This window comes from Roseovarius sp. CAU 1744, from assembly GCF_039839345.1.
In the GTDB taxonomy this organism is placed as follows: Bacteria; Pseudomonadota; Alphaproteobacteria; order Rhodobacterales; family Rhodobacteraceae; genus Roseovarius.
Window position 1 is genome coordinate 135,571 of sequence record NZ_JBDOQV010000002.1, and the last position, 19,787, is coordinate 155,357.

At 61.4% G+C, this 19,787-nt stretch carries 21 protein-coding genes; 5 read left to right on the forward strand and 16 right to left on the reverse strand.

The window, feature by feature from the left end:
- Nucleotides 1-39 precede the first annotated feature (39 nt).
- The 6 genes from AAFO92_RS04575 to rpsF all read right to left on the reverse strand — a co-directional run bounded on the left by AAFO92_RS04575 (nucleotide 40) and on the right by rpsF (nucleotide 3,571).
- Entirely contained in the window at nucleotides 40-795 is a 756-nt protein-coding gene (locus AAFO92_RS04575; protein ID WP_347533481.1) for an acyl-homoserine-lactone synthase, read from the reverse strand.
- A 175-nt stretch (nucleotides 796-970) separates the two neighbouring features.
- Nucleotides 971-1,672, reverse strand: coding sequence for an autoinducer binding domain-containing protein (locus AAFO92_RS04580; protein ID WP_347533860.1), 702 nt, complete (start codon nucleotides 1,670-1,672; stop codon nucleotides 971-973).
- Nucleotides 1,673-1,706: 34 nt separating this feature from the next.
- The gene (locus AAFO92_RS04585) at nucleotides 1,707-2,087 is read right to left on the reverse strand and encodes a helix-turn-helix transcriptional regulator (RefSeq protein WP_347533861.1); all 381 of its coding nucleotides are present in this window, start codon (nucleotides 2,085-2,087) and stop codon (nucleotides 1,707-1,709) included.
- Between the two features lie 226 nt (nucleotides 2,088-2,313).
- On the reverse strand, nucleotides 2,314-2,949 hold the full coding sequence (gene rplI / locus AAFO92_RS04590) for a 50S ribosomal protein L9 (RefSeq protein WP_347533482.1): 636 nt from the start codon (nucleotides 2,947-2,949) through the stop codon (nucleotides 2,314-2,316).
- A 12-nt stretch (nucleotides 2,950-2,961) separates the two neighbouring features.
- The gene (gene rpsR, locus AAFO92_RS04595) at nucleotides 2,962-3,189 is read right to left on the reverse strand and encodes a 30S ribosomal protein S18 (RefSeq protein ID WP_005982441.1); all 228 of its coding nucleotides are present in this window, start codon (nucleotides 3,187-3,189) and stop codon (nucleotides 2,962-2,964) included.
- 28 nt (nucleotides 3,190-3,217) lie between these two features.
- Nucleotides 3,218-3,571: a 30S ribosomal protein S6 gene (gene rpsF / locus AAFO92_RS04600; RefSeq protein ID WP_347533483.1), complete on the reverse strand. Its 354-nt coding sequence runs from the start codon at nucleotides 3,569-3,571 to the stop codon at nucleotides 3,218-3,220.
- Between the two features lie 243 nt (nucleotides 3,572-3,814).
- Here rpsF and AAFO92_RS04605 point away from each other — a divergent pair, with 243 nt between their 5' ends.
- From AAFO92_RS04605 to AAFO92_RS04615, 3 genes are all read left to right on the forward strand, one after another.
- Nucleotides 3,815-4,318, forward strand: a complete 504-nt coding sequence (locus AAFO92_RS04605; RefSeq protein WP_347533484.1) for a hypothetical protein — start codon at nucleotides 3,815-3,817, stop codon at nucleotides 4,316-4,318.
- 117 nt (nucleotides 4,319-4,435) lie between these two features.
- On the forward strand, nucleotides 4,436-5,011 hold the full coding sequence (locus AAFO92_RS04610) for a YceI family protein (RefSeq protein WP_347533485.1): 576 nt from the start codon (nucleotides 4,436-4,438) through the stop codon (nucleotides 5,009-5,011).
- A gap of 587 nt (nucleotides 5,012-5,598) precedes the next feature.
- Nucleotides 5,599-8,109, forward strand: a complete 2,511-nt coding sequence (locus AAFO92_RS04615) for a phage tail protein (RefSeq protein WP_347533486.1) — start codon at nucleotides 5,599-5,601, stop codon at nucleotides 8,107-8,109.
- A 2-nt stretch (nucleotides 8,110-8,111) separates the two neighbouring features.
- Here AAFO92_RS04615 and AAFO92_RS04620 read toward each other — a convergent pair whose 3' ends face one another.
- Nucleotides 8,112-8,450 carry a TraR/DksA C4-type zinc finger protein gene (locus tag AAFO92_RS04620; protein WP_347533487.1) on the reverse strand — a complete coding sequence of 113 codons (339 nt, stop codon included), beginning with the start codon at nucleotides 8,448-8,450 and terminating at the stop codon, nucleotides 8,112-8,114.
- A gap of 84 nt (nucleotides 8,451-8,534) precedes the next feature.
- Between AAFO92_RS04620 and cysE the strand changes: the two genes are divergently transcribed.
- Nucleotides 8,535-9,362, forward strand: coding sequence for a serine O-acetyltransferase (cysE, locus tag AAFO92_RS04625; RefSeq protein WP_347533488.1), 828 nt, complete (start codon nucleotides 8,535-8,537; stop codon nucleotides 9,360-9,362).
- Nucleotides 9,363-9,479: 117 nt separating this feature from the next.
- Here cysE and AAFO92_RS04630 read toward each other — a convergent pair whose 3' ends face one another.
- From AAFO92_RS04630 to AAFO92_RS04655, 6 genes are all read right to left on the reverse strand, one after another.
- Complete coding sequence (locus tag AAFO92_RS04630; RefSeq protein WP_347533489.1) at nucleotides 9,480-9,620, reverse strand: hypothetical protein; 141 nt, start codon at nucleotides 9,618-9,620, stop codon at nucleotides 9,480-9,482.
- Between the two features lie 322 nt (nucleotides 9,621-9,942).
- Nucleotides 9,943-11,244, reverse strand: a complete 1,302-nt coding sequence (locus AAFO92_RS04635) for a pyruvate dehydrogenase complex dihydrolipoamide acetyltransferase (RefSeq protein WP_347533490.1) — start codon at nucleotides 11,242-11,244, stop codon at nucleotides 9,943-9,945.
- A gap of 12 nt (nucleotides 11,245-11,256) precedes the next feature.
- Nucleotides 11,257-12,645, reverse strand: coding sequence for a pyruvate dehydrogenase complex E1 component subunit beta (locus AAFO92_RS04640; RefSeq protein ID WP_347533491.1), 1,389 nt, complete (start codon nucleotides 12,643-12,645; stop codon nucleotides 11,257-11,259).
- A 2-nt stretch (nucleotides 12,646-12,647) separates the two neighbouring features.
- On the reverse strand, nucleotides 12,648-13,043 hold the full coding sequence (locus tag AAFO92_RS04645) for a VOC family protein (RefSeq protein WP_347533492.1): 396 nt from the start codon (nucleotides 13,041-13,043) through the stop codon (nucleotides 12,648-12,650).
- Complete coding sequence (gene pdhA / locus AAFO92_RS04650) at nucleotides 13,043-14,056, reverse strand: pyruvate dehydrogenase (acetyl-transferring) E1 component subunit alpha (RefSeq protein ID WP_347533493.1); 1,014 nt, start codon at nucleotides 14,054-14,056, stop codon at nucleotides 13,043-13,045. The genes AAFO92_RS04645 and pdhA overlap by 1 nt, the downstream gene beginning before the upstream one ends.
- 145 nt (nucleotides 14,057-14,201) lie before the next feature.
- Nucleotides 14,202-14,501, reverse strand: coding sequence for a septum formation initiator family protein (locus tag AAFO92_RS04655; RefSeq protein ID WP_347533494.1), 300 nt, complete (start codon nucleotides 14,499-14,501; stop codon nucleotides 14,202-14,204).
- A gap of 131 nt (nucleotides 14,502-14,632) precedes the next feature.
- Here AAFO92_RS04655 and AAFO92_RS04660 point away from each other — a divergent pair, with 131 nt between their 5' ends.
- Nucleotides 14,633-16,264: an acyl-CoA dehydrogenase family protein gene (locus AAFO92_RS04660; protein ID WP_347533495.1), complete on the forward strand. Its 1,632-nt coding sequence runs from the start codon at nucleotides 14,633-14,635 to the stop codon at nucleotides 16,262-16,264.
- 161 nt (nucleotides 16,265-16,425) lie between these two features.
- Here AAFO92_RS04660 and AAFO92_RS04665 read toward each other — a convergent pair whose 3' ends face one another.
- The 3 genes from AAFO92_RS04665 to AAFO92_RS04675 form a co-directional block, all read right to left on the reverse strand.
- Nucleotides 16,426-17,781, reverse strand: coding sequence for a hypothetical protein (locus tag AAFO92_RS04665; RefSeq protein ID WP_347533496.1), 1,356 nt, complete (start codon nucleotides 17,779-17,781; stop codon nucleotides 16,426-16,428).
- 204 nt (nucleotides 17,782-17,985) lie between these two features.
- Nucleotides 17,986-18,879 carry a fructose bisphosphate aldolase gene (locus tag AAFO92_RS04670; protein ID WP_347533497.1) on the reverse strand — a complete coding sequence of 298 codons (894 nt, stop codon included), beginning with the start codon at nucleotides 18,877-18,879 and terminating at the stop codon, nucleotides 17,986-17,988.
- Between the two features lie 101 nt (nucleotides 18,880-18,980).
- Nucleotides 18,981-19,766 (reverse strand): SDR family oxidoreductase, encoded by a 786-nt coding sequence (locus tag AAFO92_RS04675; protein ID WP_347533498.1) that lies wholly within the window; start codon nucleotides 19,764-19,766, stop codon nucleotides 18,981-18,983.
- Between the last annotated feature and the right edge of the window lie 21 nt (nucleotides 19,767-19,787).

The following is a 19,787-nucleotide window of genomic DNA, read 5'->3' on the forward strand; positions in this document are numbered from 1 at the left end:
ATTAATGCAATCACCCCACCTGCGTCGGCCCCTGGGGGTTTAGGCGTTGCAGGCGCGCGTCGAATGAAACTTGTCAAAGAGTACCCGTTGCAGTGCCAGGGCGGCACCGCGTTCCGTTTCTGACTGGGCGGCGTCGATCTGTTCCTGGCAATAGCCGTTGAGGTCGATCAACTGAGCCTTGCTGTCGGCCTGTTGTGCCTCGGGCTGGTAGTTGGCGGCGGCAAGAACCTCGTCCTCGGCGATGAATACGTCGTGCTGGATGCCGGCAAAGGCGCGGATGCGGTTGATCCGCTCTTCGGTGCAATCCAGAAGCGCCGCAAGGGCAGGGACCTTGCCCATGTCAGCCTGTTTGCCGACATAGCCATAAGGCGTGTTGCCCGACCGCTTGAGGATACGGTCCATCAGCGGGTCGATCACGGTCACGATGTCAGTCACCCCGGCATCGCGGGCTGCCTCGAGCGAGGCGATCATCAGTTCGCAAGTGGCGTAGGAGACCGAGTTGCGATCCTTGCCGCGACCGAGCCGCTTGGTGTCGACGCAGAAGCGGGTCGATTCCCACAAGTTAGGACTGCGCAGCGGTGCCTCGCCATCGAGAATGGCCGAAAACACATCCGCCAGCATATGCGGGCCGGTGGTCTGCAGGGCGCGCACGCAAGACACCACATGGCCGTCATGGTCAAGACCGACAGCGTAGGACGGGTCCATATCGTCGAAACTGTCCCGCTCCATGCCGTCCTTGATGGTAACATCCCAACCCATGCGGTCCCCGAAGACGCGGGCGCGAAGTTCGAACATCTCCTTCATAATATGAGGAAATTTGTGTCGATTTAGTGCATCTATAACCAGGATCATCTTGTTACCTCGTGAGTGGTGGTTCAGTCACTCAGTAGGTTAAAATGAACCAAATATTAATCTATTGGGGGAATCCCGTAGGCGTGTTCACGAAGGCGCTACCTGGCTTTTTGCGGACTTAGCCGGGATAGACGATGCCAAGGGCTATGGCGCGGCCAACGGCCTGGGTCGTGGTGAGCGCATGAAGTTTCTGCCGCGACGAACGCAGATGCACCTCGACCGTGCGGTGCGAGATGGACAGGATATCGCCGATATCCTGTTGCGATTTGCCCGCCGCAGTCCATTGCAGGATCTCGACCTCGCGGGTCGACAATTGCGGTGAGGAGAGGGCGCGCATCAGCGGGTTGGACTGCATCACCAGGTCATGCACATTGGCGGCGACCTGCTGGAGTTCGGTGATGATATGCCGTTTCAACTTGCGCCAGTCGTCCGCGGGCAGATCGCTTGTCACGCTCAGGCCGCCAACGTCGCCGTAAGGGCCACGTACGGGGATTGTCATCCCGGTGTCGGTGATGCCGAAATCATGGGCCTCGCGAAACACGGTCCTGAAATTCTCATCATGTTCCAGCCGTTGCCAGTCCACCGGCGCCACGCTTCGCTGTGCCTGAAGCAAGGTGGGGTCGATCCTGAACAATCCCTGGCTGGCATAATGCCGGGTCCATTCGTCATCATAGGTGACATGGCCGTGAGTCGTGCCGCTCATCGGATTGAATCCAGCATAGGCCACGTGATCCAGCCCGTATTTCTCGCGCATTCTCAGCAAGAGGTCTTTGAACGGATCCTCGCGCTCCGGGACAAAACTGAGGTCAAAATGATCCATCAGGTCCGTATCTACCAATGGGGTCGCGCTCCTGTCAGTTGCCGTCGGAACCGCCGACCGTGTCAAGAGATTGCAGGAAAGAGCTCATCGCCATCTTTTGCGCCGGTGGCAAGCGATTGAAAATCTTTATCATCTCGGATGTTTCCGGCAGCGACGGATCGTCACCGCTGGCTTGTACCTTGTCGTCTTCGAACCCGGGCAATTCCAAGTCTTCGAAGAAATAGGTTATTGGAACTTTCAGCGTTTCGGCGATCTTCCAGAGACGCGACGCAGCAACGCGGTTTACGCCGGTCTCGTATTTCTGCACCTGCTGAAACTTTACGCCGATCCGCACGGCCAGTTCGGTTTGCGACAGGCCAAGCAGCTTACGACGCTGTCTGATGCGTTGACCGACAGAAGAGTCAATTCCGTTCATACCCCAGTTATCCTTCCATACCACGACACCATCATCCGCTATTAGCAGATTTTTTTGCAACAAATACCGTTATGGTAGAAAGGTAGCATGGTCGCGTCAAAGTTGTCGACCCGCAGACGTAAAAAATGCAGGTAATGCGAGATAAAGTATCGGTGATCGAAACGAAAAAAACCGCGCGACCGGTGCGGCGCGCGGTTTTATGTCTTTAAGTCCTGGGTCCGGTGGATCAGCGGTCGTCGTCTTCAGCTTCATCAGTGTCGGGGAGCACGTCCTCGACAGCTTCCGCCAGATCTTCGTCTTCCGAAGTGGCGGCGCCGATGTCGTCAAAGAGTTCCGCGATTTCGAAATCGGCGGCCTCCTCTTCCTCGGCGGCGGCTTCCTGGATGGTCTTGCCGGATGCCTGAAGCTCGGCCTCTTCGGGAGAGCGCGCGACGTTCAGGGTGATGGAAGCCTCGACCTCGGGGTGCAGGTGCACCTCGACCTCGTGCAGACCCAGTTCCTTGATCGGCTGGCGGATCAGGATCTGCTTGCGGTCGATCGAGAAACCCTCTTCGGTGGCGACAGTGGCCGCGTCGCGGGTGCTGACGGAGCCGTAGAGGTTGCCGCCGTCCGAGGCCTGACGAATCACGATGAACTGTTGTCCGTCGAGCTTCGATGCCAGATCTTCGGCTTCTTTCTTGGATTCCAGGTTGCGTGCTTCGAGCTGGGCCTTCTGGCCCTCGAAAGCTTCGATATTTTCCTTCGACGCGGTCAGGGCCTTGCCCTGCAGCAGAAGGTAGTTGCGGGCGTAGCCGGGTTTGACGTCGACCACGTCGCCCATCTGGCCCAGTTTGGCCACGCGTTCCAGCAGGATAACTTGCATGTCGCTCTCTCCTTACTTGACGGCGTAGGGCAGCAGCGCCAGGAAGCGGGCACGCTTGATGGCGCGGGCCAGTTCACGTTGCTTCTTGGCCGAAACCGCAGTGATACGCGAAGGCACGATCTTGCCGCGCTCGGAAATGTAGCGTTGCAGCAGGCGCGTGTCCTTGTAATCGATCTTGGGTGCATTGTCGCCCGAGAAGGGGCAGACCTTGCGGCGGCGGAAAAATGGTTTTGCAGCCATGGGTTATCGTCCTTTCTTCAGGCGTTCGTCAGCGACGCTCGCGGCGTTCGCCACGTTCTTCGCGTTTCTGCATCTGGACCGAGGGGCCTTCCTCGTGCTCGTCGACCTTGATGGTCAGGACGCGCATCACGTCGTCATGCAGACGCATCAGGCGCTCCATTTCCTGTACCGCGGCGGCGGGCGCATCGGTCTTCAGGAAGGCGTAGTGGCCCTTGCGGTTCTTGTTGATCTTGTACGCCATTGTCTTGACGCCCCAGTACTCGTTCTCGACGAGCTTGCCGCCGTTGTCGGACAGCACGGTGCCAAAATGTTCGATCAGCCCTTCGGCCTGCGCGTTGGACAGGTCCTGACGCGCGATCATTACATGCTCATATAGCGGCATGGTCGCTCCACTTCTATCAAGGCGCATTTCAAAGGCGGGCCAGTTCCCTTTCGCGACCCGTCCACGAGAGACTGCGCGGTTCAGCATTTCCTGCGAAAGGATGGGCGCGTATACGATGCTTTGCCCTTGTGCGCAAGGCCCAAGACCAAGCGGCCTGCCGAGGCAGAGAATGGTCCACATCATGCCGCATTCTAGTCGTTTTTCCTTCGGAAGATGGGGCAACAGAAAGGTGAGGACAGGATCATGGTAGCCCTACCCGATACGCATATGCCGGAGACCCCGATCAAGCGGTCCGGCAAACCTGTTCTGATCGAGGAAACCAGCAGTGCGACCCCGGTCAAACGGGCGCTTCTTGCCGGGCTGGGGGTTGTGGCGCTGCTGGCTGCGCTGGGCGTCTGGATTGTTCCGGTCGACGAAGGCGACACCGCGATGCAGCTGGTCAAGCTGGTGTTTTCGATATCGATGCTGGTTCTGGGCATGTTGTTTGTCAGCGCCCTGGACGCGCGCCATGCCGAGCCGGAAATCCATCTGGATTCCAAGACGCGGCAATTGCGCATCATCGAGATCGACAATAGGGGCGCTGCGTATGTTGCAGGTGATTACAACCTGAACGAACTTTCGGAAATCACGCTGAAAGATTGCCACCTGACCGCCCGTGACGCCAACGGACATCAGATCATATCCGTGCCGATCCGCAATATCGCAGCCGAAAACGCGATCCGGTCGGCGCTTGCCCAGGTGGCCTGATACTGGCAACTGTTCGCTGATCCACACATATTGTTGAATAACCACCAGTTGTCTTGCGCGTGTGGCGCGCCAAATCTGTATCCATTGACATTTTCGTGACCCTCAATGGAGAAACAGATGAAATCCACCCTTCTTGCAGCCGCCCTTGCCATTGGCGCGAGCAGCGCCTTCGCGGCGCCTGAAAAGTATTCGATAGATCCCAGTCACAGCCAGGTTGTGTTTTCCTACAACCATTTGGGCTATTCGACGACCTATGGCATGTTTTCGGGCTTTGAAGGCGAGATCATGTTCGACCAGGACGATCCCGCCAATTCCAGTGTCTCGGTATCCATGCCGGTAAAGTCGATGTTTACCGGCTGGGAAGATCGCGAGGCGCATTTCATGTCCGATGATTTCTTTGGCGCCGCAGATGGCGATCTTGTCACGTTCACGTCGACCGGAATCGAGGTGACGGGCGATAACACCGCCAAGATTACCGGCGATCTGTCGATGAACGGTGTGACCAAATCGGTGGTGCTGGATGCCAAGCTGAACCAGACCATGGGGCACCCGATGAAAGAGGGACAGCCCTGGGCCGGGTTTGACGCGACGACCACGTTGAAGCGGACGGATTTCGGCGTTGGGAAATTTGCGCCCCATGTCAGCGACGAGGTCGAGGTGATGATCTCGATCGAGGCTGGTCTGGCCGAGTAAGACAAAAACCACTCACGGAATACGGGCCATCTGCATGGACGCAGGTGGCCTTTTTTTGTTGCTTCGCAGTGACCCGGTTACAGATCGGGTTGCTGCCGGTTCGCGATGCCGAGCGGGCGGTCTATTTCTGCGCTGTCCGCGCGCTGGCACCCGAGCAGACGTGCCCCGGCCCGAGACCGTTAACAACAGGTTAACGTGCCGGGCCCGGCGCCTACATTTCAATAGCAATTTATCGTCAGGTTTGCCCCGACGTCGGTGAGTATTGGCGTCATGCTGGCAGGGATGAAGACCAACGGAGGGCATGCCCCGGGCTGGTTGCCTTCCTTGGGATGCGGAGGGGCAAAGCATTGCAAACCTGACAAAAGGTGATGGTCGCATGACATTGATTACGCTCGATGAGGCTCCAACCGGGCTCAGTACTTCGATCACGTCGCTTGAGCAGCAGCTCAACGACATGAGAGCCGACCTGGAGCTTCTCCAGGAGAAAATACGTGCGGGCGATCTGGAAGAATTAAAGAACTCAACCCGCGTGATCTCAGACATCAGGCAGTGGTTGAAAATAGCAATTGAAGCGGAGGCTAAACTCAATGAACGAAACAAGCGCGAAAAAGGCATTGTCCAAGACTACGCACTCGACTTCGACGCGGCCCGCGCGTCAATCGGATGCAGACTGGATCGTCTCAGAAGGGCCCGATGCCCAGGAAGAGTTTCTAAGCAGTCTGGGTGAGGGAGAGCTTCTGGCACTGCCCTACATGTTCGATTTCTGGGCGATGGAGCATCAACTGCCGCCAGAAGGAAACTGGCGCAGCTGGATCTGCATGGGCGGTCGCGGCGCGGGCAAGACGCGGGCCGGATCGGAATGGGTCCGCAGCCAGGTCGAGGGATCCCGTCCGCTTGATCCGGGCCGGAGCCGCCGCCTGGCGTTGGTCGGGGAAACCATCGACCAGGTGCGCGAGGTGATGATTTTCGGCGAAAGCGGCATCCTTGCGTGTTCGCCGCCGGACCGCAGGCCCGACTGGCAGGCCACGCGCAAGCGGTTGGTCTGGCCCAATGGCGCGACAGCGCAGGCGTTTTCCGCGCATGACCCCGAAAGCCTGCGCGGGCCGCAGTTTGACGGTGCCTGGGTGGATGAATTCGGCTGCGCTGCGGTGGACAAGGGCGCCAATCAGCCCAACAAGTTCCTCGACGCCAAATCGTCGGAGTCGAGCCTGCCGAAATTTTCGACCGGACGGCGGGACGAGTTGATGCAGCTGCAATATCTCCGCGCGATGGTAGGGTATTGGGGCGATCCCGCGAACAATCCTGTGTCAGCCGAATATGGCGAGGCGATGCTGGACATGGATCACGCCTATGCCTGGGCCTGGGACACGCGCCCGTTTCCGTATTTCCCCAACAATCGCAAGCTCTGGTCCGATGGGGAGAACTATGCCCGGGGGCATTGGCTGAACGGGCGAATGTCCTCGCGCACGCTGGCATCGGTTGTCGAGGAGATCTGCGGCAAGAGCGGATTGAGCCATCTGGATACGTCCAGGCTGCATGGGCTGGTGCGGGGCTACACGGTGGATCAGACGGGCGAGGCGCGCGGCGCGCTGCAGCCCCTGATGCTCTGTGCCGGGTTCGACGCGGTGGAGCGCGGCGGCAAATTGCAATGCCGTTTGCGGGATGGCAAGGCCACGGTGACACTTGCCCGCGATCAACTGGTGCGTGACCCGGAAAGCGACGGCGTGATCGAGGCCGCCCGTGGCGGCGCGGCTGAACTGCCGGGGCGGGTGAGGTTGCGTTTCGTGGGGGCGGACAACCAGTTCGAAGTGCTGGCCGAAGAGGCCATATTGCCCGATGAGGAAACCAAGGGCATCTCGCATTCGGAAATGCCGGTCTGCCTGACCCGCGCCGAAGGCCGCCAGACGGTCGAGCGCTGGCTGGCCGAGGCGCGGGTGTCGTCGGACACGGTGCGCCTGACCCTGCCGCCGTCGCGGATGGAGCTTGGCGCGGGCGACGTTCTGAAGCTGGATGCGGCCGATGGCGGTGGCCTGTTCCGGGTTGACCGGGTGGAGCGGATGGGCAACGCCCAGCGGGTCGAAGGGGTCCGCATCGAACCCGAAAGCTATCGCCCGATCGACATCGAGGAGATCGTGCCCACGATGCGGCCGTTCACGCCGCCCGTTCCGGTCACGCCGCTGTTTCTCGATCTGCCGCTGCTGACGGGTGAAGAGGTGCCGCACGCGCCGCATGTGGCGATGATGGCCGACCCCTGGCCGGGGGCGGCGGCGATCTTTTCCTCGGACATAGACGCGGAATACCAGCTCAACCAGATCGTGACCGCACGTGCGCCGGTCGGCATCACTGAATCCGAGCTTGCCCCCTTTGGCCCCGGGTTGGTGGATCATGGCGCCGGGCTGGTCGTGAAGATGCGGTTCGGCACGATGGAAAGCGTGGTCGACGATGCGTTTCTGGCCGGGGCCAACCTGTGCGCGATCGGTGACGGCACGCCGGATGGGTGGGAGCTGTTTCAATTCCGCGATGCCGAATTGATCGCCGAGGATACCTATATCCTGCGTCACCGCTTGCGTGGTCAGCTGGGAACCGAGTTCACTCGTGAGGGTGCCTGGCCCGCGGGTTCCTTCGTGGTGCGGCTGGATGGATCGGCCACCCAGCTATCGCTGGCCGAAGCCAAGCGGGGCCTGTCGCGCCATTACCGCGTCGGGCCGGCGGACCGGCCGCTGGATGACCCGGCCTATCAGCACGGCGAGCTGAGTTTCGAAGGGGTCGGATTGCGACCGTATCGCCCGGCGCATCTGCGCGTCACGGCAGGGTCGGGGGGCGATCTGAGCTATGGCTGGATTCGCCGCACCCGTATCGGCGGGGACAGGTGGGATACGCCCGAGATTCCCCTGGGCGAGGAGAGCGAGCGTTACCTGTTGCGGATCATGCAGGGGGAAACGCAGCTGCGCGAGGAAATGCTGGATGCGCCGAACTGGACCTACACCGCCGCGCAGCAGGCGGCGGATGGCCTGAGCGGAGCGTTCAGGCTGGAAGTAGCGCAGGTATCGGCCAGTTTCGGTGCGGGACGGTTTGCGGTTCTGGCGCAAAGCATCTGACGCTATCCGCTGGCGCAGCCGATACATCTGGTGGTGGCGGGATCGAGTTCGAGCCTCGCTGCCGCGATCGGCTCGCCGCAATCTTCGCAATAGCCGTATTCGTCCTCGGCCATCCGGGCCAGTGCCGCGGTCAGGCGGGTTCTTTCGATCTGGCGGCGGGCGGCCTGCGCCTTGGCCATGGCCTGGGATTGCAGGGCGTCCATCCGGCTGAGGCGTCCAACGGCCTGCTGATCCAGTTCAACCGTGGCCTGTCCGGCCTCTCCCAGGGCATCCTCCCGCTCGATTTCTGCCAGGCGGGACTGGATCAGCTCTCGAAAACGGGCCTGCCGGCGCTCATTCATTTTCGTTATCTCCGCAATCACAGCTTTGCATTTTACCATTCCTACCTATCTGGTATAGTCAAGGTCTGCCAAAGGAGCCTGAACATGGTTGAAACACGCGCAAAATTGACATCGCTCGACCCGGTTTGGGCACAGATCATTACCGAGGCGCAGGACGCGGTCGAGGATGAGCCGCTATTGGGCGGGCTGGTGCATTCCAGCATTCTGCACCACAAATCCATTGAATCGGCGCTGTCCTACCGGATTTCGCTGAAACTGGCCTCGACCGAGATGTCCGAGCAGATCCTGCGTGAAATCTGTGACGAGGCAATGGCCACGGATCCCGAAATCGCGCTGTCAGCGCGCGCCGATATCGTCGCGGTGAACGATCGTGACCCGGCCTGCGACCGGTTCATCCAGCCGATGCTTTATTTCAAGGGTTTCCAGGCGATACAGGCCTATCGCGTGGCACACTGGCTGTGGAACCAGGGCCGCAGGGATCTGGCGCGGTTCTTCCAGATGCGCTGCTCGGAAGTATTCGGCGTCGACATTCACCCCGCCGCCCGGATCGGCAAGGGGATCATGATCGACCATGCCCATTCCATCGTGATCGGCGAGACCGCGGTGGTGGGCGACAACGTGTCGATGCTGCATTCGGTTACGCTGGGCGGGACCGGCAAGGAAGAAGAAGACCGCCATCCCAAGATCGGTAATGGCGTGCTGATCGGCGCCGGCGCCAAGGTGCTGGGCAATATCCGCGTGGGCAATTGCAGCCGCATCGCCGCGGGCTCGGTGGTGCTGCAGGAGGTGCCGCCGTGCAAGACCGTGGCCGGCATCCCGGCGAAGGTTGTGGGCGAGGCGGGATGCGATCAGCCGTCGTTGACCATGGACCAGTTGCTGCAGATGACGCCCGCATCCGACGGCCAGGCCTAGCTAGGAAAATCGGACCCGCAAAAAAGCCCTCGTAAGTCAACGCGCTACGGGGGCTTTTTCATGCTCTGCGGTTCTAGGGCGCTCGAAATCCCGTTCAGGGCCCTGACAGATGTAATGTCACTGGTCGAGCGCGTAAACTGCGATCTGTGGCGCGGCCAGGAACAGTTGCGTTTCGTCTGAATGGGACGCGGTCAATACATGCGGCACCTGTATGAGCAGGCCCACTACCGCGATACTGGAAAGAAAAACGGTCTTCATGTCTGTCATCCCTGATCTGTTTGCAGCCTCTGCGCGAAAGTGCGCATCGTCACCCCGATATGAGGCGGAACCGGCGTGTCATTCAAAAACAAGCGGCCGGTGATGGGCTGTTATCCGATAACAAGCCTGGGCAAATTATTGAGAAAAAAGATTAATATAGGGATAGCCCGCGACGGGCGCGGCGCGAACGCGCCGGCGTTCAATGTCGCCGCGCGTCGATGACTGTCGACTTCCCGTATATCAGGACCGGAATCGCCCGGCTCGCGCCGCGTTGGGAAGCGCCGCCGTTACCTTACACCGAGTAACGGCGGCGCTATTGGTGTCAGGCCAGCATCACCATCGGGTTTTCCAGGTTTTGCACGATCTGTTCCAGCAGTTCTGCGCCAAGCGCGCCGTCGATCACCCGGTGATCGACGCTCAGCGTCACCGACATGACCGTGGCCACCGTCAGCTCGCCATCATCGCCGACGACGGGTTTCTTCTTGCCGCCGCCGACGGCCAGGATCGCCCCGTGCGGCGGGTTGATCACCGCGTCGAAATTATCGATGCCGAACATGCCCAGATTCGAGATGGCAAAGCTGCCGCCCTGGTATTCCTCCGGCGCCAGCTTGCGGTCACGGGCGCGGGCGGCGAGATCCTTCATCTCGGCCGACAGGGCCGAAAGCGATTTCATCTCGGCATCTTTCAGGACCGGCGTGAACAGGCCGCCCTCGATCGCCACGGCGACGGCCACGTCCGACGGCTTGAGCTTCAGCACCTTGTCACCGGCCCAGACCGCATTGGCATCGGGCACCGCCTGCAGCGCTAGTGCGCAGGCCTTGATGATGAAATCGTTGACACTGAGCTTGACGCCGCGGCCCTCGAGCTGCTTGTTGAGCTGGCCGCGGAATTTCAGCAGCGCATCCAGCTTGATGTCGCGGCGCAGGTAGAAATGCGGCACTGTCTGCTTGGCCTCGGTCAGGCGTGCGGCGATGGTCTTGCGCATCCCGTCCAGCTTGACCTCTTCGTATTCGCGGCCCTGGTACATCGCGGCGACCGCATCGCCGGAGGGGCCGGACGGGGCAGGGGCGGCCCTGGGCGCGTCGGTGGCGGCGGCGGGGGCCGGTTTCGCCCCCGGCTTGGCACTTTCCACATCCGCCTTGACGATCCGTCCATGCGGGCCGGAGCCCTTGATCTGGCTCAGGTCCAGCCCCTTGTCGGCGGCAATGCGGCGTGCCAGCGGCGAGGCAAAGATCCGGTCCCCGCTTGCGGCTTTCGGTGCGGCGGGTGCGGGCTTCTCGGCGGCAGCAGGGGCTGCCTCCTCGGCGCCCGCGTCGGCCTTGTCGGCCTCCGGCGCGGGTTTCGACGGGGCGCTGGTATCACCGATGTCATCGGCGCTTTCGCCGTCGTCCAGCAGCACGGCGATCGGGGTGTTGACCTTGACCCCTTCGGTGCCTTCGTCGACGAGGATCTTGCCGACGGTGCCTTCATCCACGGCCTCGAACTCCATTGTGGCCTTGTCTGTTTCGATTTCGGCCAGCAGGTCGCCCGAGCTGACGGTATCGCCTTCCTTGACCAGCCATTTGGCCAGCGTGCCTTCTTCCATCGTCGGAGACAGGGCGGGCATGAGAATTTCTGTGGGCATAGCCTTGTCTCCTTACCGGTAAGTTACTTGCTTGACGGCCTCGAGCACCTCGGCGGTCGAGGTCAGCGCCAGTTTCTCGAGATTGGCGGCGTAGGGCATGGGCACATCCTTGCCGGTGCAGTTGATGACCGGCGCATCGAGATAATCGAAGGCGCGTTCCATCAGCGTGGCGGTGATGTGGTTGCCAATCGACGCCACGGGCCAGCCCTCTTCGACGGTGACGCAGCGGTTGGTCTTCATCACGCTTGCGATCACGGTGTCATAGTCCAGCGGGCGCAGCGTGCGCAGGTCGATCACCTCTGCGCTCACCCCGTCCTCGGCCAGCTTGTCGGCGGCCTCAAGCGCGTATGTCATGCCGATGCCGAAGCTGACGATGGTGACGTCCGATCCCTCGCGCCAGACCTTGGCCTTACCGAAGGGGATGGTGAAATCATCCAGCTTGGGCACTTCGAAGGACTTGCCGTAGAGGATCTCGTTTTCCAGGAACACGACCGGGTTGGGATCGCGGATCGCGGATTTCAGCAGGCCCTTGGCATCGGCCGCGGAATAGGGCTGCACGACCTTGAGGCCGGGCACCTGCGCATACCAGGCGGCATAGTCCTGGGAGTGCTGGGCGCCGACGCGGGCGGCGGCACCGTTCGGGCCGCGGAAAACGATCGGGCTGCCCATCTGGCCGCCGGACATGTAGAGCGTCTTGGCGGCGGAGTTGATGATCTGGTCGATCGCCTGCATGGCGAAGTTCCAGGTCATGAACTCGACAATCGGGCGAAGACCGCCCCAGGAGGCGCCGACGCCGATCCCGGCAAAGCCATGTTCGGTGATCGGCGTGTCGATCACCCGCTTGGCGCCGAATTCCTCCAGCAGGTTCTGGGTGATCTTGTAGGCGCCCTGGTATTCGGCCACTTCCTCGCCCATCACAAAGACATTGTCGTCGCGGCGCATTTCCTCGGCCATGGCCGAGTTCAGCGCCTCGCGCACGGTCATCTTCTGCATCTCGGTGCCCTCGGGCCAGTCGGGGCTGGTGTCGGGCTGAGGCGCCTCGGGGGCGGGCTTGGCCTCGGCCGGGGTCGCCTTGGCCGATTTTTCGCTATCGCCGCTGTCATCGCTGCCGCCCTCGGCGGGTGCGGCGCTGGTATCACCGATGTCATCGGCGCTTTCGCCTTCCTCCAGCAGCACGGCGATGGGGGTGTTGACCTTGACGCCTTCGGTGCCCTCCTCGACGAGGATCTTGCCGATCGTGCCCTCATCGACGGCTTCGAATTCCATCGTGGCCTTGTCGGTCTCGATCTCGGCCATGATGTCGCCGGAACTGACCGTATCGCCTTCCTTGACCAGCCACTTGGCCAGCGTGCCTTCTTCCATTGTCGGAGACAGGGCGGGCATCAGAATTTCATTTGGCATAATCAGCGTTCTCCTGCAGTCGTAATGATCCCAAAGACGTTGCCTTCGCCGTCCTCGCAATAGGCGGCGCGGCCGATGCCGGGATAATCTGTCGGGGGCAGCGCCTCGGCGCCGCCGTTTTCAAGGGCTTTTGCGTATGTCGCGTCCACGTCGGCGACGGCGAAAGTCAGGGTGCAGCCGCGAATGGGACCGCCGGGCGCGGGGCCGTCCCCCATCCGCCGCATCAGCCCGCCAGTCAAGGCGTGTCCGTCGCCGATGCCGTCCGCATCGACAAGGTGGTATTCGATCTCGTCGCCGCCCGCCTCGTCCATCGCGGCAAAGCGCCAGCCCAGGACATCGCCATAGAAACGCTTGGCGCGCGCCACGTCGTTCACGTGTATCTCGAAATGGGCGGCCATCACGCCATTTCCTGCGGGGCTTCGTCGGTGATGATGTCGGTCCACAATTCGTCGGTATCGGGTTCCGGGCTGTCCTTGGCGAAATCGGCCGACTTGTTGACGATGCTCTTGATCTCCTTGTCGATGGTCTTGAGATCGTCCTCGCTGGCGTGTTTGCCCGACAGAAGCAGGTCGCGCACATGTTCGATGGCGTCCTTCTCCTCGCGCATCTTCTGCACCTCTTCGCGGGTCCGGTACTTGGCCGGGTCCGACATCGAGTGGCCGCGGTAGCGATAGGTCTTGACCTCGAGAATGTAGGGCCCCTTGCCGGCGCGGCAGTGGGCCACGGCCTTGTCGCCGGCCTCTTTCACCGCCAGCACATCCATGCCGTCCACGGCCTCTCCGGGGATGCCGAACGCCTCGCCGCGGGTGTAGATATCTGGGGTCGAGGTCGAGCGTTTCTGCGAGGTGCCCATCGCATACTGATTGTTCTCGATGACGAAGATCACCGGCAGTTCCCACAGCGCCGCCATGTTGAACGTCTCGTAGACCTGGCCCTGGTTGGCCGCGCCATCACCGAAATAGGTGAAAGTGACGTTGTCGTTGCCCTTGTACTTGTCGGAAAATGCCAGGCCCGCGCCCAGGGGTACGTTGGCGCCGACGATGCCGTGCCCGCCATAGAAATGCTTGTCGGTCGAGAACATGTGCATCGATCCGCCCTTGCCGCGGGAATAGCCGCCCTCGCGCCCGGTCAGTTCGGCCATCACGCCATCGGGGTTCATGCCGCAGGCCAGCATGTGGCCGTGATCGCGGTAGGTGGTGATGCGCTTGTCGCCTTCCTTGGTGGCGGCCTCAAGCCCGACAACAACCGCCTCTTGCCCGATATAGAGATGGCAGAACCCGCCGATCAGACCCATGCCGTAAAGCTGGCCGGCCTTTTCCTCGAATCGCCGGATCAGCAACATATCGCTGTAGAATTTCTTTAGCTCGTCTGCAGAAACATTTGGTTTTTTTGTGGTTTTCTTGGCGGCCATGGGTGGGCAACTCCTTGTCCGAAATAATAGTTTAGCATTAAACCATTTTAATACACCATATGTGTGCTGCTGACGAGGGTGAATCTGCGCCTGCCGCGCTAGTGGTGTCCGTCGCGTGGGAAATCGGCGTGTGGCCGCCTAGCGCCTAGCGGATCACGATCTCGTCGCTGCGCAACAGGCCCAGCACGTCGCGCGCCTGCTGATCCAGCAGGTCGACATCCAGAAAATCGTCCGACAGCCGGCGGGTCAGGTTCTCCATCCGCGAAACCTGCGCGCTCAGGCTGTCAAGCTGTGCCCGGAGCGCCTTGCTCTCGGCGTCGATCTCGGCCCGGCGAAACAGGCCGTAATCCCCCTGAACGGCGGCAAAGGTGAAATAGACGCAGAGGCCAAACGCGACAAAGAAATATGTCAGCGTGCCCAGTGCCGGTTTTGCGCGGGTTGTCATGTATGCTCTGCCTCTCGTGCCGCCTCTGACGGGCGATCTGAGCGCACCATTACATATCTGTTTCGCTTTGTGAATCCCCTTTCTTTGACCGGCGGAACCACGCTAGGAATACCGCAAAAGGAGAAACCCATATGCCACAATCAACGCCGCGCAGTTTCCTGGCCACGCATGAGGTCACCAACCAGCCGGCCGCGCGCGGGGATCTGGATTTGTGGGCGCGCGATCCGGCGCTGATCTGCCACGGCGCCGCGGCGGGCGCGGATGCCGATCACCTGGCGGGTTACGGGAAAAAACTGGGCCGGCAGAGCACGGCCGAGGCCGCATTGGCCGCAAACCGGCACCTGCCCGAACTGGTCTCGTTCGATCCGGGCGGAAGGCGCCTGGACGAGGTGCGTTATTCGCCGGCCTATCACCAGTTGATGCAGATGGGCATCGGCGCCGGCTATTCCGCCATCGCGTGGGAGGGGCGCGCGGGCGGTCATGCGACCCATGCGGCGATGGTCTATCTGACCAGCCAGGTGGAGCCGGGTATCTGCTGCCCGATGACGATGACCTATGCCGCCGTGCCCGCCCTGCAGGCAGACCGGGCGTTGTTCGACCGCTGGGTGCCCAAGCTTACGGCGCGGGTCTATGACGGGGCCGCCAAACCGCTTGCGCGCAAGCCGGGGGCGACGCTGGGCATGGCGATGACGGAAAAGCAGGGCGGCTCGGACATTCGCGCGAATACCACCCGCGCCGAAAGGGACGGGCAGGATTACCGGCTGACCGGGCACAAGTGGTTCTGTTCCGCGCCGATGTCCGACGGGTTCCTGACCCTGGCGCAGGCGCCGGGCGGGCTGACCTGTTTCCTGGTGCCGCGCTGGCCCGAGGGGACGCGCAACGCGATCCATATCCAGCGGCTCAAGGACAAGCTGGGCAATCGGTCCAACGCCTCGGCCGAGATCGAATACCATGGCGCGCTGGCCCACCGGCTGGGCGATGAAGGCGACGGGGTGCGCACGATCATCGAGATGGTGCACCACACCCGGCTGGATACAGCGATGGCCCCGGCGGGGCTGATGCGTGCAGCGCTGGACCGGGCGCAATACTGGGCCAGCCATCGCGCGGCCTTTCAGCGCAAGCTGATCGATCAGCCGCTGATGCGCAGCGTGCTGGCCGACCTGGCGCTGGATTGGGAGGGGACGCTGGCGCTTGGCCTGCATGTGGCGCGCGCCTTCGATGGCACATCCGAGCGTGACCGGGCCTTTTCCCGCCTGGCGGTGGCGCTGGCCAAGTATCTGGGCAACAAGCTCTGTCCGAATTTGGTCTACGAGGCGATGGAGGTGATAGGCGGCGCGGGTTATGTCGAGGAAACCGGCCTGCCGCTGCTTTACCGCGAGGCGCCGCTCAATTCGATCTGGGAGGGCTCTGGCAACGTGATCTGCCTGGACTTGCTGCGCACCCTGAAACGCGAACCGCTGGCCGGTGAGGCCCTGAGCGAGGAGCTGGGGGATGCCGCCGGGCAGTTCCGCCGCTACGACTTGGCGGTCAAGGCGCATATGCAGCGGTTCCCGAAATTGCCGGATGAAGGCCAGGCGCGCTGGTATGTCGAGAGCCTGGCCACGCTGCTGACCGCCTCGGTCCTGATCCGCACCGCCCCGGCGGTGGTGGCCGAGGCCTACGTCACGACCCGGCTGGCGGGCGAGCGCGGCCGCACGGCGGGCGCCATCGGCAACGTCGATCAGGCGGCTATTCTGACAAGGCTTGGCCAAGTTGAAAGCTGATTGCAGCGGGGCAGACCAAGATGAAAATTGCTGTTATGTCCGCTTTGTGGACGAAGCGATTTTTGGCTGCGTCAGCGCTAATGTTTGTTCACGGAATAAACTAAGGGTACTTTTGTACAAACGAACGCGGTTCATTGGCACTGGAACACGTCACTCTTCAGTCAGTTGGGATTCTCCAAAGTCGGCATGCCAACCATGTTCCAACGGCCACCAGACTTGCGAAATGTTGCCTCGCCCGGAAACCACTCCGCGGCGTTCATGTTTGTCATCATTCTCTGGTAGGGGTTCCTGGGACCACCGAAAACTTGAGTGTCGAGTTGAACGTTAATCCTCCAGGGAAAGCGACATTGAGCGCTCTCATCATTGCTCGGCACGCAAACTGGACGCCCCTGCGAGATTAAGCGCCATTTCGCATTGTTCGCGCCGATATCGCACCACTTTCCGTCGCACGAGAAGTGCTGGTTCTCATATTCCGCAAAACGACCAAACGTGAATATCGCTCCTATCGTCCCGGCGTTCTGAGCAGCTGTTGTCAGGCCGCGCTCCACATCTTCAAGCCGTGGCCCGTCATATACCTCGTATTCGAAGCCGTTAGGCGTGATCCGCGCTCCGGCAATGATCAGCGCCTGCTGAACATCGTGCGAAGCGAAGGACCCGTATTGCAACCCCTCAACATAAGCTGGATAGACGGCTGACCAAACCTTTTGCAACTCTGGCGAAAGATCCAGTTCGTCGCGCACCGCTCGGGCGATGTCGTAGAGCTCGAAGTAGTGATTTCTGAGGATGCGGTTTGAAGCTGAACCGCTCCCTGCCATTGATAAGGATTGCAATTTCTCTTTGGTTTCTGCGCTTTGCTCCAGCGGATGGTCTTGCGCGGCCTCGTAGAGACGTACGCTCATGTTGCCCAGGATTTCAGCATGCCTCGGATGTGTGGCCTCCAAACGCTCGGCCTCTTCGATTGCGGCCTCTACGTCCAGATCCGGGTTCATCTGCTTGTTCAAGGCACCAAACTTTGAAAAGTAATCCGTCAGAATAGTGCCGAGTTCGGTGTGGGTCGACTCTGGTCTAGCAAGCTCGGTTGTTGCACGCACTTTAACGATCGGAAGCGGTCGGCCGGACGATGGCTCGGCTCCTATATCGGCCAAGAGGACCGGAATGCCGTCAAACAAGATCGTTAACTTCATAGAGAAGGGCGATTTCAGAAGGTTCCAGCAAGCCGGCCTAAGTGAGGTCAGATACTTCTGGTTCGCAGAGTTTGCCGCGGCCTGAATCGCAATAGCACTCGTAGCGTCCGCGTATCGTTGAACAGAAGCAACCACTTCCATTCCTTGCGCTTTGCTGGCGCACGGATCGTTATCAACATAGACGCGCATGTGAGGCAACCGGGGATCGAAGACGTCAGCCGCGACAAGGCGATTTCCGCTCAGCTCCGTAGATTGTGCCTTGGCATCATTCGGCCCGAAGTTCATCAAGAACAACCCAAGGAAAACCACCATCGTCAAGCACGAAAACTTCATGCGCTGGTCACTCCTCACCTGTACGAATGATAAGACTATTGCAGACCTCGCGAGTAAGTCAAACGCGAAGCGACCGAGCCGACATTGATGCACACCGCAGCATTCCGGACTATGGACTCAGAGCCGTCGTGCTGCGTGTAGTCGCCGTCGCGAGACAACGCACCGGTTTCCAAAGGCCTGACTGACCCGGATGTCTTTGTTGTCTTACCCGGCGACCGATGCCTGGTAGATGCTGTCGATGGTCTCGGCCAGCATTGCATCGAATTCGGCGTCGGACTGGTTCGCGGACAGCCCCTCGGTCAGGGCGCGTGAGAAGCTGGCGATCATGCCGGTGTTCCGGCTGAGGCGGGCGTTGGCCTCGTCGCGCGAATAGCCGCCCGAAAGGGCCACCACGCGCATGACGCGCGGATGATCGATCAGCGGTTTGTAGAGGTTGGCGGTCTCGGGCAGGGTGAGTTTCAGCATCACCTCCTTGCCCGCGGGCAGGGCGTCCAGATGCGTGGCGATCTCGGCCAGCAGCAGGTCCTCGGCCTGGGCCTTGTCGGCGATCGAGATCGTCACCTCGGGTTCGATGATCGGCACCAGCCCGTGACCCAGGATCTGGTGCCCCACCTCGAATTGCTGCGCCACGTTGGCGGCGATCCCCCGCGGTGAGGCCGCGTCGATGACCGAGCGCATCTTGGTGCCGAAAATTCCCGCCGCATTGGCGCGTTCCAGCAGCGCGTCCAGATCGGGCATCGGCTTCATCAGGCGCACGCCGTTGGCCTCGTCCGCAAGCCCCTTGTCGACCTTGAGGAACGGCACGACGCCGCGGTCTTCCCACAGATAGGTGGCCGAGGGCTTGCCGCCGATCTGCCGGTCCATCGTCATCTCGAACAGGATCGCCCCGACAACTTTGTCACCGCTGAAGGCAGGGGACTGCGCGATGCGCGAGCGCATGGCATGGATCAGGTCGAACATTTCGGCATCCGAGCCATAGGCGCCTTCTTCCACGCCATAAAGCTTCAGCGCCTTAGGGGTAGAACCGCCGGACTGGTCCAGCGCGGCCACGAAACCCTTACCCGAACTCATCTGTTTGCGCTGTGCATCTTTCGACATGTCTGTCCCTGTCTCTAAATCATTTATACCTGCCTGCGGCTAATAGGCGACGCGGCCAGGTGTTGCAATTGTGGTGGCGCTAACAAGCCCTGCTGCGCGGATTAAAACCCCTTGCCCATGATCTTGCCCGTCACGAAGCTGGTGACGCGCCGCGGCGAGATGCGGGGGCTGAAGGCGAGGAGCTTGTTCAGCATCCCGGTTACCACGACCCGTCGCCCCCTGAGCGTGGCCGCCCAGCCGATCTCGGCCACGCGCCGGGCCGACATCGGTCTGGAGAGCTTCAGCAGGCCGACACCGTGCATGTCGGCGGCATCGAAGAACGCGGTTGCGGTGGCGCCGGGGCAGACGGCGGTGACTGTCACGCCGGTGCCGCGCAGCTCTTCTGCCGCCGCTTCGGAGAGAGACAGCACATAGGCCTTGGTCGCATGATAGACCGCCATGTTCGGGCCGGGCATGAACCCGGCGACCGAGGCGACGTTCATGATCCGCCCGCCGCCGCCTGCCTGCATATGCGGGATGGCCTTTTTCATCAGCAGGCTGAGCGCAGTGATGTTGACGTTGATCGAGGTCAGCTCGCGTATCCAGTTCTGCCCGTCGGCGAAATCGCCGTGCGAGCCGAGCCCGGCATTATTGACCAGCATGTCGATCCGGCGGCCGTCGGTGGCCTGCTGCCAGAGGCGCTCGGCTTCACCCGGGTCATTCAGGTCTGCCGGGATCACCACGACATCGCCGGCGTCGCCGCGCAATTCCTGCGCGAGGGCGTTCATCTTTTCCTCCGACCGGGCGGTCAGGATCAGGTTGCGCCCCTCGGCCGCCGCGATGCGGGCAAATTCCACCCCCAGCCCCTCGGACGCCCCGGTGATCAATGTCCAGCTTTGCAAATTCACGTCTCCCTTTCATCTGGGGAC